Source organism: Marinobacter maritimus (assembly GCF_007671675.1).
GTDB lineage: Bacteria > Pseudomonadota > Gammaproteobacteria > Pseudomonadales > Oleiphilaceae > Marinobacter > Marinobacter maritimus.
This window is the reverse complement of the sequence record NZ_VCGW01000002.1, coordinates 493,380-507,495: the sequence shown is the minus strand read 5'-3', so window position 1 is coordinate 507,495 and position 14,116 is coordinate 493,380. Positions and strand designations below refer to the sequence as shown.

General features: G+C 57.3%; 15 protein-coding genes. 5 read left to right on the top strand and 10 right to left on the bottom strand.

The genetic code is table 11. The features are described 5' to 3' along the window. Positions 1-174: 174 nt before the first annotated feature. From slmA to FFI90_RS09385, 9 genes are all read right to left on the bottom strand, one after another. Entirely contained in the window at positions 175-762 is a 588-nt protein-coding gene (gene slmA, locus FFI90_RS09425) for a nucleoid occlusion factor SlmA (RefSeq protein ID WP_144778306.1), read from the bottom strand. 34 nt (positions 763-796) lie between these two features. Further along, a complete protein-coding gene (locus tag FFI90_RS09420; protein WP_144777768.1) occupies positions 797-1,606 on the bottom strand; it encodes a thiazole synthase in 810 nt (269 codons plus the stop codon). A gap of 84 nt (positions 1,607-1,690) precedes the next feature. Beyond that, positions 1,691-1,891, bottom strand: coding sequence for a sulfur carrier protein ThiS (thiS, locus tag FFI90_RS09415; RefSeq protein WP_144777767.1), 201 nt, complete (start codon positions 1,889-1,891; stop codon positions 1,691-1,693). Positions 1,892-1,898: 7 nt separating this feature from the next. Beyond that, positions 1,899-2,288, bottom strand: coding sequence for a DUF423 domain-containing protein (locus FFI90_RS09410; protein WP_144778305.1), 390 nt, complete (start codon positions 2,286-2,288; stop codon positions 1,899-1,901). A gap of 28 nt (positions 2,289-2,316) precedes the next feature. Further along, entirely contained in the window at positions 2,317-3,117 is an 801-nt protein-coding gene (locus FFI90_RS09405; protein ID WP_144777766.1) for a symmetrical bis(5'-nucleosyl)-tetraphosphatase, read from the bottom strand. Then, positions 3,110-3,973, bottom strand: a complete 864-nt coding sequence (gene rsmA / locus FFI90_RS09400; protein WP_144777765.1) for a 16S rRNA (adenine(1518)-N(6)/adenine(1519)-N(6))-dimethyltransferase RsmA — start codon at positions 3,971-3,973, stop codon at positions 3,110-3,112. The genes FFI90_RS09405 and rsmA overlap by 8 nt, the downstream gene beginning before the upstream one ends. Continuing rightward, a complete protein-coding gene (pdxA, locus tag FFI90_RS09395) occupies positions 3,974-4,981 on the bottom strand; it encodes a 4-hydroxythreonine-4-phosphate dehydrogenase PdxA (RefSeq protein WP_144777764.1) in 1,008 nt (335 codons plus the stop codon). Next, entirely contained in the window at positions 4,981-6,336 is a 1,356-nt protein-coding gene (locus FFI90_RS09390) for a peptidylprolyl isomerase (RefSeq protein WP_144777763.1), read from the bottom strand. The genes pdxA and FFI90_RS09390 overlap by 1 nt, the downstream gene beginning before the upstream one ends. Before the next feature lie 100 nt (positions 6,337-6,436). Beyond that, positions 6,437-8,815, bottom strand: coding sequence for an LPS-assembly protein LptD (locus FFI90_RS09385; protein WP_144778304.1), 2,379 nt, complete (start codon positions 8,813-8,815; stop codon positions 6,437-6,439). Positions 8,816-9,046: 231 nt separating this feature from the next. On the opposite strand from FFI90_RS09385, the gene FFI90_RS09380 reads away from it, so the two are divergent. The 3 genes from FFI90_RS09380 to FFI90_RS09370 are packed head-to-tail and all read left to right on the top strand — an operon-like array spanning position 9,047 to position 11,554. Beyond that, positions 9,047-10,093, top strand: coding sequence for an aminoglycoside phosphotransferase family protein (locus FFI90_RS09380; RefSeq protein ID WP_144777762.1), 1,047 nt, complete (start codon positions 9,047-9,049; stop codon positions 10,091-10,093). Beyond that, positions 10,090-10,797 carry an N-acetylmuramate alpha-1-phosphate uridylyltransferase MurU gene (gene murU / locus FFI90_RS09375; RefSeq protein WP_144777761.1) on the top strand — a complete coding sequence of 236 codons (708 nt, stop codon included), beginning with the start codon at positions 10,090-10,092 and terminating at the stop codon, positions 10,795-10,797. The genes FFI90_RS09380 and murU overlap by 4 nt, the downstream gene beginning before the upstream one ends. A 4-nt stretch (positions 10,798-10,801) precedes the next feature. Further along, positions 10,802-11,554 (top strand): co-chaperone DjlA, encoded by a 753-nt coding sequence (locus FFI90_RS09370; protein ID WP_144777760.1) that lies wholly within the window; start codon positions 10,802-10,804, stop codon positions 11,552-11,554. A gap of 13 nt (positions 11,555-11,567) precedes the next feature. Here the strand turns inward: FFI90_RS09370 and FFI90_RS09365 are convergent, their stop codons facing one another. Next, on the bottom strand, positions 11,568-12,506 hold the full coding sequence (locus FFI90_RS09365) for a DUF3530 family protein (protein WP_186317952.1): 939 nt from the start codon (positions 12,504-12,506) through the stop codon (positions 11,568-11,570). A gap of 90 nt (positions 12,507-12,596) precedes the next feature. On the opposite strand from FFI90_RS09365, the gene rpe reads away from it, so the two are divergent. Together rpe and FFI90_RS09355 are read left to right on the top strand one after the other, a co-directional pair. Further along, positions 12,597-13,298: a ribulose-phosphate 3-epimerase gene (gene rpe / locus FFI90_RS09360; protein WP_144777758.1), complete on the top strand. Its 702-nt coding sequence runs from the start codon at positions 12,597-12,599 to the stop codon at positions 13,296-13,298. Further along, positions 13,295-13,984, top strand: a complete 690-nt coding sequence (locus FFI90_RS09355; RefSeq protein WP_144777757.1) for a phosphoglycolate phosphatase — start codon at positions 13,295-13,297, stop codon at positions 13,982-13,984. Before rpe ends, FFI90_RS09355 begins: the two co-directional genes overlap by 4 nt. Positions 13,985-14,116 lie beyond the last annotated feature (132 nt).

The following is a 14,116-nucleotide window of genomic DNA, read 5'->3' as shown; positions in this document are numbered from 1 at the left end:
GATATATCTGAGTTGCCTGAAAGAGGTTGGTGGGATCGGTCTGCACAGAATGTTGGAGGCCAAGGATGGCCGGAAACAAGCGCACATGGACGTGCTCGTAGCGGTTCTGTGCAGACCGATCCCACCAGCCTCCAGCACCAAAACCCGAAGGCTACCAGTAGAAAACCACCAAATTCAGCCCCACAGAGCCTCAGCAACCAACCCCCAACTCTCGTCGAAATCGGCCGAGGGCAACCGTGAAAACGATGAGCGAATGAACCGCTGAATCCGGCCTTCCATGAACACCAGAACAAAGTCAGCACCCCGGGTAGCACTGGTGCGTGGCCGCAAACCCTGGCGGATTTCGCCTTCTTTCAGGGTTTGCCGAAGCTGGGTTTCCAGGCGTTCGAAAAACTGGGAAGCACGCCTGCGTAGCGTCTCGTTTTCGCCGACCAAGGCATCGCCGGTGAGCACACAACACAACCCCGGATTGCGCTCGGCGAACACAAGAACCAGATGCACCAACTGCTGCAAACGAACGCGCACATCTTCCTGCTCCTGCAGGATGACCTGACAGCGGGAAAACACAGCTTCTTCTGCAAACTCCAGAAGCGCCTCGAACATTTTCCGCTTGCTGGGAAAGTGGCGGTATAACGCCGCCTCGGTCACGCCAACGGATTTGGCGAGAACCGAGGTGGTGATTCTGGCTCCTGGATCGTTTTCCAGGAGTTCCAAAAGGGCGTGGAGAATCACCTCCCGGCGACTGGGCTTCTGATCGGTTATGGCCATACTGCAGCGCTCTTAATCAGAATTTAAATCAGAAGAAGGTGCCATCGAGGGGCGACGACGCACTCGCATAAAGTTTTTTGGGCATCCGCCCTGCGAGATAGGCTTCACGGCCTGCTTCAATAGCCAGGCGCATGGCGTTGGCCATTTTGACCGGGTCTTTGGCCTGGGCTATAGCGGTGTTCATCAGTACGCCGTCGCAGCCCAGCTCCATGGCGATCGTGGCATCGGAGGCCGTGCCTACGCCAGCATCCACCAGAACGGGCACCTTGGCGTTTTCAACGATCAAACGGATGTTATAGCGATTCTGGATGCCCAGGCCCGAGCCGATGGGTGCGCCCAGTGGCATGATCGCGATGCAGCCCATTTCCTCAAGGCGCATGGCCAGTAAGGGATCGTCGGAACAATAAACCATGACCTTGAAGCCGTCGTTGATCAGTTCCTCTGCAGCCACAAGGGTTTCCGGCATGTTCGGGTACAGGGTCTTGTGTTCGCCCAGCACTTCCAGCTTGACCAGATCACGACCGTCGAGCAGCTCGCGCGCCAGTTTGCAGGTGCGCACAGCGTCTTTGGCGGTATAACAGCCGGCAGTGTTGGGCAGGATGGTGTAGCGATCCGGGGAGATGACGTCCAGAAGGTTGGGCTCATCCGGGTTCTGTCCGAGGTTGGTACGGCGAACCGCTACGGTCACGATGTCGGCTCCGCTCATTTCAATAGCTTGGCCGGTTTCCGTCAGGTCACGGTATTTGCCCGTGCCGACCAGCAGTCTTGACTGGTAAATTCGACCAGCAATTTCAAGAGGTTTGTCTTCTGGCAACTGAATCTCTGGCGTGTCGGTCATAGTGTTTCCGGGTTGGTAAAACGTAATGATGTAAATTCTTGAAGACGTGTATCGCGGCCAGGCTTTCGACCGACCAGGCCGGGGTTAACCACCTCCGATCGCGTGTACCACCTCAACACGATCACCGTTATTGAGAGCGAATTCTGCGTGTTGGCTGCGGGGGACTATGTCTTCGTTAACCTCTACCGCCAGCCGTTTGCCCGCAAGGGCCATTTTTTCCACCAGTAAGGTAACCGTGGCTCCTGCGGGGAGATCCATGGCTTCACCATTTACCTGAACCTGCATAGCGTTCTTAACCTCTGTCTTGATTCACTTGATGGCGCGCACCAGCCGCCAGCAACAATGCCCACCCAATCATAAAGCATACGCCGCCGATGGGCGTAATCGGGCCGACCCAGCGCATGTCGGTCAATACCAGTGTATACAAGCTGCCACTGAACAGCAGGATGCCCGCCAGAAAGAAGCTGACAGCCAGCCCCAGCAGACGTCGTGAAAGACCAAAACCAGACAACACGGCAACCAGCATCAGTGTGATGGCGTGATACATCTGATAGGTAACCGCCGTCTGGAATACCTCCAGGCTGCGTTCGCTCACCAGGTTACGCAGGCTATGAGCACCAAAGGCACCAGCCATGACCGCCGTAAGAGCAAAAAAAGCACCAGTAACGATGGGCAGGCGCATAAGGCCTTGGCCCCGCAGTTTTACGGTTTCAGCAGTCACAGTGGATCTTTTCTCCGGTATCCAGATTCATCATCGTGAGCGCACCACCCCAGACGCAACCAGTGTCCAGGCCAATAAAACGCTCTTTCCCGGTCTCGCCCTCGATAGCCGCCCAGTGCCCGAAGATAACTCGCAGGTCGTCAGGGCGGGGAAATTCAAACCAGGGCGAAAAGCCCTTGGGCGCACTGCCAGCGTGCTCTTTCGTGGTGAGCTCCAGCCTGCCATCCCGGGCAATAAAGCGCATTCGAGTGAAATAGTTGGTGATCACCCGCCAGCGGTCCATACCCGTGAGGTTTTCATTCCAGCCTTCCGGTTTGTTGCCGTACATCAGCGTGAAGTATTCCGGAGCATGCTCCCCACGAATCACATCTTCCACTTCCCGGGCATGGGCGAGAGCCTGCTGAATGCTCCAGATATGGGGCACCCCGGCATGGGCCATCATGATGTTGCGTTCAGAATCGTGCACACACAGGTTCTGCTGACGCAGCCAGTTCACCAGCTTGTCGCGATCCGGAGCCCGCAGTATTTCTGCGAGAGTGTCCTTGCGCTTTGGCGCATGGCCGCCAAGAGCCACCGCCAGCAGGTGCAGGTCGTGGTTGCCAAGAACTACCACGGCTGAATCACCCAGGCTTTCAATGTAGCGCAGGGTTTTCAGGGATGACGGCCCACGGTTTATCAGATCACCCGCCACCCAGAGGCGATCACGGGAAGGCGAAAAATCCACTTTGGCAAGCACATCTTTCAAGCGATCGTAACAGCCCTGAATATCGCCTATGGCGTAATCAGTCATGGCTGTCTCCGCTTGCGTCTCCTGCACTAGCTTCGGCGCCCGAAACACAGCCTTGCTCACTGCCTTTTTCGGCTATCAGCATGTCTGCGATGCTTACGTAGTCCGCCAGGCTGAGATTTTCCGGTCGCAAGCCGTCATTGATACCCAAAGCCTGCAACTGATCAACCGTTACCAACCCTCCCAGAGCCTTGCGCAGGGTCTTTCTGCGAGCGTTAAACGCGGTTCTGACCACGGCCTGCAGTGTGCCGAGATCCTTTGCCGGATAAGGAAACTCTGTATGGGGAACCAGACGCACAATGGCGGAGTCCACTTTCGGAGCCGGCCGAAATGCGCTGGGGCCCACTTCAAACAACGGCTGAACCTTGCAGAAATACTGGGTCATGATGCCCAGCCGGCCATAGTTGTTGTCGCCGGGCACTGCGGCCATCCGCTGCACCACTTCCTTCTGCAGCATGAAGTGCATGTCTTGCACCACGCCTGACTGGGCCAGCAAATGGAAAATCAGCGGGGTAGAGATGTTGTAGGGCAGGTTGCCAATAATGCGCAGAGGCTTCTCGTCCACAAGCTGGTTGAAATCAAATTTCAGTGCGTCGGCTTCGTGGATGCGGAAGTCGGGATAGTTGAAAAACTTGGTGCGCAGCACGGGAATCAGGTCGCGATCCAGCTCCACCACTTGAAGCTTCGGATTAACCGCCAGAATCTCCTCGGTTATTGCGCCAAGGCCGGGACCGATTTCCACAATGGCATCGTCCGGCTTCGGGTGAATGGCGCGAATGATGCGCTCTATCACGCCCGGATCGTGAAGGAAGTTCTGGCCGAACCGTTTCCTGGCCTGATGGCCGGCTTTTTTGCTCACTCAGGTTTCTCTCTTTTTAGCGTATTTGAGGGAGCGCGCCATTTGCTCGCCCACTCGAATGGCGGCGTGCAGGCTACCCGAATCCGCTTTGCCTGTGCCAGCCAGATCCAGTGCGGTGCCGTGGTCCACCGATGTACGTACAATGGGTAATCCCAGAGTAATGTTTACAGCACGACCAAAACCCTGAAATTTGAGAACCGGCAGGCCCTGATCGTGGTACATGGCCAGGGCAGCATCGGCGTTGTCCAGCCAGTGCGGCGTGAACAGTGTATCTGCCGGTAAAGGGCCTATGAGATCTATACCTTGCCCACGAAGCCTCTCAAGCGTGGGCTCAATCACCTCAATTTCTTCCCGCCCAAGATGGCCTCCCTCACCCGCGTGGGGGTTCAGGCCCGCGACAAGAATTCTGGGCCGCGCAATGCCAAAAAACTTCTTCAGGTCGGCGTTCAGAATGCTGGCAACCTGAGTCAGCCGCTCTGGCGTAATCGCCGCGGAGACATCCTTGAGGGGTAAGTGAGTTGTTACCAACGCCACCCGCAGTTCTTCTGAGGCGAGCATCATGACCACCCGCTCTACGGAACAAAGCTCCTGAAGGAACTCCGTATGGCCGCTGAATTCAATGCCCGCTTCGTTGATAACACCTTTGTGGACCGGTGCGGTAACCATGCCGTCAAAGTCGCCCTCAAGGCAGCCTTTGGCGGCAACGGTGAGGGTGTCCAGCAGATAGCGGCTGTTCGCAGTATCCAGTTTGCCCGCCTGAAGAGATACACAGCCCTCAACGTGCAAAACAGAAAGCTCGCCCGCCCCCTTTTCAGGCTTCATGCCCGGTTTCCAGGAGTGCAGCGTCACGTCGAGGCCCAGCAACCGGGCCCGTTCCTCCAGCAGTGGCTGGCTGGCAACGACCACCATGCCAGCATCACGCTGGCCGGTCGCCAATTGCAGGCAAAGCTCGGGGCCTATGCCTGCGGGTTCACCAGCAGTCAGAGCCAGAACAATCCCGTCACTCATTATTCTGCAGCTTCCTGCGCGTCGCCGGGTTCGTCTTCATCGGCGTTCTGTTCATACTCGCCCTTGAACTCGATAAAGGCTTCATCACGGATTTCCCGGAGCCAGTTCTGCAGTTCGGTTTCAAACTTGCGGCGATAAATTGCTTGGCGGGCCTCGGCCTCCTTCACGTCGCTGCTTATGTCTTTCTGGCGGCGCTCCTCAACCTGAAGAATGTGCCACCCAAACTGCGAGCGGAATGGCCCCTTAATCTCGCCTACTTCTGCTTCCTGCATGGCCTGTTCAAACGCCGGCACCATTTGCCCGGGACTTACCCAGCCAAGATTGCCGCCGTCAGAACCAGACACGGGGTCGTCCGAAAACTCGCGAGCCAGCACGGCAAAATCATCCCCGTCCTGAAGCTGCTGCGAGAGTTTCCGGATGGCGGCCTCTGCTTCAGTATCCGTCACAGCTTCAGACGGCCGGATCAGAATATGGCGCACGCGGTTCTGCTGGATAACCTGCTTCTGCGAGCCTCCGCGTTTGTCCATTACCATGACCATGTGGAAACCGCTGTTGTTCTCCAGAACCTCTGAGGGTTCGCCAACCGCCAGCCCCGGTACAATCGGCGCAACCAATGACGGCAACTGGCGCTCACTGCGCCAACCCATATCGCCGCCTTCGAGCGCGTTGCTGGCATCGGACTCAGCAACAGCCACCTCGCGAAAATCACGGCCGTTCACTATAGCCGCGCGGAGTTTTTCCGCCTTCTCGCGGGTTGCATCTAAAGCGGCATCATCAGCCGGGTTGTCCAGCTCGATAAAAATGTAGGCAAGCCGGTATTCCGCATCGGTACCACCACCAGACTCCAGCGCCTGCAGGTAATTTTCAACCTCGCGCTCGGTCACGCGAACACGGTTGCCAACCAAACGCTGCTGCACCCTACTGGTGAGCATTTCCTGGCGAATCTGCTCTCTGGCCTGGCGATAGCTTACACCCTCTGCAACAAGCTGGTTTTCAAACTCGGGCAGGCTCATGCCGTTGCGCTCGGCAATGTTGGCCAGGGTTTCGTTCAGCTCGTTATCGCTGATGCGCATCCCCATCTTGTCCGCCATCTGTAGCTGAACCGATTCGGTGATCAGTTGTTCCAGAACCCGCTCTTCAAGAAGGCGGCGCGGCGGCAAGCCGGTGCCCTGGGCACTGAGACGCCCGGTGATGGTGTTGATCCTTGCTTCCAGTTCGGTCTGGAGGACTACGTCGTCATCAACAATCGCCACTACCTGATCGAGTAATTTGCGCTCAGCCTGGACCGAAAAAGAAAGCGCCACTGCCAACAGCATCAGCAGTGTCATTAAACCTTGGCGAATCGTCGCCTTCATAATCACCTCTTAATGAAGATATAAGCCTGCGAACAGGGTACCGGAAGGCACGGTTGTCGTCAGGGGGGTAACATTAAGGAGCACCAACAAGGAACGCCAATCAGGGAGTTCCATAGCGGCGCTGCTCGCGCTCATCGAAACCGTAAATGGCTTCGGAGATCGACGTTGAAGATCCTCCGCTGCCGCCCAGGCCTTTTAGCTGAATCTGGAACAGTATACGGCTGTCCAGCTCTTCATCATCGGTCAGATAATTCTGGTGCACCACCTGAACGCTCCAGCAGCAGTTGTTGTACTCGATTCCGGCAAGAGAGCCTACAGTGCGATCCAAGTCCGAATCGTACACCCAGCGGCCGATCAGACTAACACGGTCCGTTGCAGGAATAACCGCTGCAATATCCGACTGTTCCAGCTCGTCCTTGCTGTAAGTATGACCAACACTTGCCAGATACCGGTAGTCCTGTGAGTGGAAAATCAACTGGCTCCGGCCCTCTTCGGTATCACCGGTGTCCGGATCCCAGAGCCCAGAGGACCGGATTTGCAAATTCTGTAACGGATTAAGCACCACTTCCCCGGCGAGCGGCGAGCGACTGCGGGTGCCACCACCTTCACCGAACAGTGTTACCTCACGGTCCTCGAAATACTGGATCTGGCCCACACTGAAGCGCGCCCGCTCGGCGCCGGTAACCAGATCATTGAACCGGCTGGTCAAAGCCACTGTCAGCTGATTGGCATCGCCTACCCGGTCACCCCCAACAAAACGATCTGGCCGGAACAACTGCTCAAAGCGAAAGGTCTGCAAGGCAGTATCAAACGCCGGAATATCGTTCTGATCCGCCTCTGCGTCCGCCCAGGCGTAATAAAGCCGGGGCTCAAGGGTCTGGTTGTAGGGCACATCGAACAGGGTCGACTGACGATCAAAATACAGCCCGTTGTCCCACTCCACCACGGGGACCGTGCGATCAAACCCACCGTCATCAACGTTGTAATCTTCCAGCTCATAACGGGTGTAATCCAGGCTAACCGACGGGCGGCTGAAGCCCCAGAGCGCCCGCATCGGTATGGCCAGTTCGGGGCGGGCCCGAAAGCGCTGGCCATTGGCTTTGTCGATGCCGGTCAAGGATTCGTTATCCCTGTAAAACCAGGTGTACTGACTCTCTATTCCGGCTTCCAGCCAGCCAGCCTCAGCCACTCCACCATAAATGACTTCCGGTAGTTGTGCGTAAGGCTTGTCGACCTCAGCAATACTGTCGCTAATCGTTTGATAATCATTGAGATAAGCGTCGAAATACTGATTGGCCGTTTGGTAACGTACTCCGCCACGACGCTGCAGGTGCGTAGTCTGATTGATCTCCAGACTGCGATTCAGATCACTAAGGTAGTCATCGTCACTGACCACGGAGAAATCGCCGTAACCGTTCCAGCCGTTGCCCAGAACAGCGCGCGTGGACGCGTCCAGGGCCCAGCGCTGGCCGGATTCACCAGGGTTTTCGTCTGTGTATGCGGAATCATCGTTGATATAGCCGAGCTGTAGCGTCGTCTGACCGAAACGACTGAGATACCGGCCTTCGGCCTCGTTAAACAGGCCGCGGCCGTGAATGTACTGGGGCGTGAGCGTCGCATCGTAGTGAGGGGCCAGGTTCAAATAATAGGGTGCGGCCAGAAACGCTCCGCTGCCGGCACTGGAGGAACCGAACTGCGGATACAGAAAACCGGACTTGCGGCGGTCATCAATGGGAAAGCTGGCATAAGGCCAGTAAAACACCGGGACATCCAGAACCTCAAGGCGAACGTGCCTTGCGGTGCCGAAGCCTTCGGTCTGATCAAGCTCAATCTCGGACGCGACAATAGCCCAGTCGTTCTGTTGTGGGCCACACGTAGTGAGCATGCCATCACGAATTTCTACTCTGGAATTATTCACCCGGGAGAGACTTCCGGCACGGCCCCGCATTTCAGGACCATGCAGCAGGAAGGTCGCGGTGTTGATATCAAAGCGCCCTGAATCCACGCTGTATTCGGCGTAATCCCCGGTTAACAAAAATCCTTCACCACGGCTGACCAGTGGGCCCTGGACAGATACCTGACCGATGTTTTGTTTGTAACGGGCTTCAGATCCGGTCACCTGAAAGCTACCCTGGCGCACCCGGACATCGCCTTCGAGGTATAATTCCTGGTCAATTTCGTACCGGGCATTCAGCCCGCTGGCCTGCAACGGAACTGCACCGTCAGCGCCTTCACCAAAAACACCGGAACCGTCTTCTCCGGCGCTGGAGGGCAAATAGCCTCCCTCGCAAAACGCCGGCAACGAATTTCTGACCGCCTCCGGAAGCTGGTCTTTAGGGCGCCAGTCCAGATCGGCAGCCGACGGCGCTTCCTCACCTGCAGAAAAGCCGGCACCCGACATCAGGGCGAAGGCAACAAGCAGGCTCGCAAGCCGGCGTTGCAATGTGCCGTTCTGCGCCTGCAGACAGTTGTCGGACATTGGCACGGTAGCAAGATTCCTGTTCCGGGTGCATAAGGGGATGTGGACGGCGCAACGGGGCACGAATACACAAACGACAGCGCCCTAGTTTACACATGCCTCTGAAGCTTGTTAACGGAAACGGCGACGGATAAACGAAACTCCGCTGCAAAACCGTTTTACCCTCTTTATACTCGTCTGCTAACTTCTGCTCTAAGCTCACTTACTTTTATCAGGATAACCGCCCGAGTCATGGACAACCGCCTGCAAATGCTGACCGCTTGGGTCAGACAGCTTCCCGGCTTCGAAAATGCCGATGCCCGGCCCGTTTCCGGCGACGCCAGTTTCCGGCGCTACTTCCGGGTTTGCAAAGCGGATATCAACGGCAATGACACGCCATTCATTGTTATGGACTCCCCTCCGGAACAGGAAGACTGCAGGCCTTTTATCCACGTTGCCAAGCATTGGCACCTTACAGGCATTAAGGTTCCGAAAATATTTGAAGCTGACCCTGCACACGGTTTTCTTTTACTGGAAGATTTTGGTGACCAGCTAATGCTGGACCAACTCAACCCCAAAACCGCAAGCACGCTTTACCGTAGCGCGCTGGACGAACTCGTGCTTATACAGCAGTTGCCCGCCTCGCCTGACTACCCAATGCCAGTTTATGATACAGCGCTGCTTAACCGTGAAATGGCGCTGTTCCGGGACTGGCTGCTGGAAGGTTACCTTGGGCTGGTACTGAGTAACACCGAACAATCCATGTTTGATACAACGTTTGCGCTGCTTCGGGAGAGCGCGCTGGCCCAGCCTCAAGTAACCGTGCACCGGGACTACCATTCCCGGAACCTTTTGGTACTTGAGCAAAGCAGCCGCCCGGGTGTTATCGATTTTCAGGACGCGGTAACCGGCCCGGTTACCTACGACGTGGTTTCGCTACTCAAGGACTGCTACATTCAATGGCCCGAAGAGCAGACTGCCCAATGGCTGGAAACGTTCCGTGAACAGACCCTGGATGCAGGCTTGCACCGGGCCGACAGTGACACCTTCCGCCAGTGGTTTGAGCTGATGGGCATGCAGCGCCACCTCAAGGCCGCCGGTATCTTTGCCAGATTGGCCATGCGTGACGACAAGCCGCGCTATCTGGGGGACATCCCCCGCACCGTAAGTTATCTGATTTCCGCCAGCAAACGGCAGCCAGCCTTGAGGCATTTTCACGACTGGCTGACAATGGTCGCTGTACCGCGAATCGAAAACCTGATTGGCCCTGTTCCGGGCCAGGAGCACTTGGCACTGTGAAGGCGATGATTCTTGCTGCCGGCAAGGGCGAACGTATGCGCCCCCTTACCCTTACGACCCCCAAGCCTCTGCTCAACGCTGGCGGTAAACCGCTCATTGAATATCATCTGGAACGCCTCCACCGTGCCGGTTTTCGGGATGTGGTCATCAACCACGCGTGGCTGGGGGAGCAGATCGAATACACTCTGGGCAACGGAGAGCGGTTCGGGCTTTCACTGCACTATTCACGTGAAGGCGAACCGCTGGAGACCGCAGGCGGTATTGTCCGCGCCCTGCCGCTGCTGGGCACCGCTGACACCGACTGGTTTATGGTTATAAACGGCGATATCTGGACCGACTTTGACCTGACCCGACTCCAGCCACCGGCATCCGGCGAGCCGTCTGCCGTGGATGCCATTCTGGTGATGGCAGACAATCCGGTGCACCATCGCCAGGGCGACTTCTGCCTGAACGACAACGGCACACTGTATGAAGAATGTGCCGGGAAAGAAGGCGAGAAACTGACTTTCACCGGCATCAGCCTTCTGCATCGCAAGCTGTTTGACGGTCTGAGTGACCAGGCAGGCAAGCTCGCGCCTGTTCTGCAGGCAGCAATGGCCAAAGGCCGGGTCGCCGGGCTGTACCATCCTGGCCTCTGGGTAGATGTAGGAACGCCTGAGCGGTTGCGGACGCTTGATCAGCAATTGGCCATTCAGGAGCTGTAGCGCAATGCCAACCCATTCTGCGCACCCAGCCCTGTCGCCGCGAATGGAAGCCGCTTTCTCCGGCCTGCTGAAAAAGCTCTCAGTCGCTGATCACCAGGCACAAAAGCTGATGGGCCAGACTCGCCTGCCGCGCTGGTGTCGGCGCCCCCTGTTTTTCTTTCTGGGCTATATCGCGAAAGCGGAAGGGCGTGTGTCAGAGCAGGACATCGGTTTCGCTGAAAGCCTTATCACGGCGCTGGCGCTATCCAAAAGGCAAAGACGCAAAGCCATCAGCAGTTTTCAAAAAGGCAAAGCATCGGAACAGATTCCATCCTTCACGGGCCTCACATTAAGGCTCAGCCACCGCATCTCGCCTGCGCCGGCCCTGAAAGTGGCCATCTGCCTGTGTCACGCAGCTCAGCTCAGGGGCCGGCCGGCCAAGCCCCGCCGCTACCGGTGTGAGGATACCATTGACCAGATTGGCCTGCCGGTCACCATCAGCGAAGATATATTCGACAGCTACGCCAGCCGTGTTTGGGGTGATTTCAGCGATGCACCCTCAAAGCCGGCTACACTCGAACAGGCTTTCGCCCTGCTTGGGGTCACCCGACGAGACCCACTTACGGCAGTCAAGCGCGTTTACCGAAAGAAAGTATCCGAGTGCCATCCGGACAAGCTGGCACAACAGCAACTCAGCGGCGCAGAGCTCGCGCTAGCCAAAGAGCGGCTTCTGCGTTACCAGCAGGCATGGGAGCTGATCAGGCGACATCAACAATAGCCCACAACAAGCGCTACTCTGGCTTGAGCCAGGCCGAAATTCTGCCCGCAAGCGCCTTTCCGTCTCGCGACACAAAGGGCGCGTAGGACCCCATAGACTGAACACTGAACCCTGGCACCCTGGCGCGCTTCAGCCCGGCCTCGCGCTGCTCTCCTGTGTCGGACAGCGAAAGCTCCAGAATACGCGGCACGGACGCTTTCTCCAGTGTTGCGGCCAGCCGGCTGGCGTCATGGGGGTAGAATTTCGGCCCGACCCAGATCAGGGCTGGAGGTGTTTCCAGTTCCACCGCATAGGCAACGACATGATTGCCTCCTCGTCCAATACCGATCACACCGATAAGCTCGTATTCACGCTTTCCAAGTTCGGCGGCGCCGGCCACAAGCTCCTCGCGGATATGCTCCCTGTAGGCGACTTCCAAATCATCCACAGCGTCTGGCGCCATGACATCTATTGTGGCCGGGCTGCCGGTATCCGGGCTGGGTTCTTCGGACTGCAGCTCTGGCGTGGGTCGCGGACGCTCCATAATTTGTTCAAGGGCCGCCGATGGTGGCTCCAGACCAAGCGCAAGCACGGCAAACTTCCGGTGCGCCAACTCCCTGGCCAGAGTGCCTGCCAACCCCGATTCTGCATTTTCACCTTCATCCGCCAGAATGATCAGCGCGCCTCTGGCGGGGGGCTCCATCTCGGGCCAGAACAGCGCCAAGGTGCGGGAGTCGTCCTCAAGATCAAGCCAGAGTGCTGCATCCGGAAATCTCTGGTTCAAGCCCCACTCACCCAACCCGGACGACACGACTCCGCGCACTTCGTTCGCCGGCGACTGAGCGGGCGTTTCCGGCGCCTTATTTTCCTTGGCAGCCGCTGGCAAAACGCTGCCCGCTAATGCCAAAGCCAGCAACCAGCCAGCTGGGCGCCTGCGGTAGCCGTTTCGGCTTATTGTTCTGAATCGGCGCACAGTTCCTGCTCCTCTGGCTACGAAAACACGCTCTTGTGCTGTTAGACTGTCATTATTATCAATGGCTGCCAATTGTTTGCGAGAACCGTGATGAATCCTTATCTGATTGCCCCGTCCATTCTGTCTGCCGATTTTGCCCGCCTGGGCGAAGAAGTGGATAACGTTCTGTCCGCCGGCGCAGACGTGGTGCATTTCGACGTGATGGACAACCATTATGTGCCTAACCTGACCATCGGGCCGATGGTGTGTGAAGCATTGCGCAAGCATGGTGTTACCGCACCTATCGACGTACACCTGATGGTATCGCCGGTGGACGACCTGATTCGCATGTTTATTGACGCCGGTGCCAGCTATATCACCTTCCATCCCGAGGCGTCCCGGCACATTGATCGCTCCCTGCAACTGATTCGCGAGGGTGGCTGCAAGGCCGGACTGGTTTTCAACCCGGCCACTCCGCTGCATCACATGGATCACGTGATGGACAAACTCGACATGGTGCTGATGATGTCGGTGAATCCTGGCTTCGGCGGCCAGAAGTTCATTCCCGGCACCCTGGACAAGCTGCGGGAAGCCCGCAAGCGCATTGATGCCAGCAACTACAACATCCGGCTGGAAATCGATGGCGGAGTAAAAACAGACAACATCCGTGAAATTGCTGAAGCCGGGGCAGATACCTTTGTCGCGGGCTCGGCTATTTTCAATACCGACGATTACAAAGCCACCATCGATACGATGCGCGTGGAGCTTGAACACGCACGCATGGCACTGGGCCACACGGTTCCGGGCCAATGAGCCTGGCCGGCCTGTTTAACGCCCGCTGGCCGGGTGTTGCCCTGTTTGATCTCGACGGCACCCTGGTAGACAGCGCGCCGGATCTCGCAGCTGCCGTTGACCTGACGCTTGAGCAGTTGGGGCGCAAGCCAGCCGGGATCGAACAGGTACGCCAATGGGTGGGTCACGGCTCCCCCATCCTGATGCGACGGGCCCTGGCCGGCAAGGCGGACTGGAAGCCAGCAACGAACGGTGACGAAGCCCTATTCAACGATTCGCTGAAACTCTTTTACCAGAACTATCAGCAACTCAACGGCCAGCATTCAACGGTCTTCGCCGGTGTTGAGGCCTGCCTTGAAACACTGAGTGGACGTGGCTGCCGCATGGCCGTTGTGACAAACAAACCTGAACAGTTTGTGAGCCCTCTGCTTGAGCAGATGGGCTTGGAACATCATTTCGAACTGGTGGTTGGCGGCGATACGCTGAGCACGAAAAAACCGGATCCTGCGCCGCTGCTCCATGCCATGGAAGCACTTCAGGGTAGCCGTGGCACCACTGTGATGGTGGGCGACTCGGCGGCAGACGTCAGTGCCGCCCAGGCAGCGGGCATTCCCTGTGTAGCGGTCACCTATGGCTACAACTTTGGCCGTTCAGTACAGGCACTGGGAGCAGACGCTGTGGTTGATTCCCTGAGCGAGCTTTTGTAACCTCTCAGGTCTTGAACGTTAATTCTTTTCAATTCGGGAGATTCCTGCCGTGCAGGGACTGAATCTGACTGCAGCGCGAGGCATCCTCACAACCCGCGCAACACGATGGTGGCGATGGCGTACCGGCTGAAA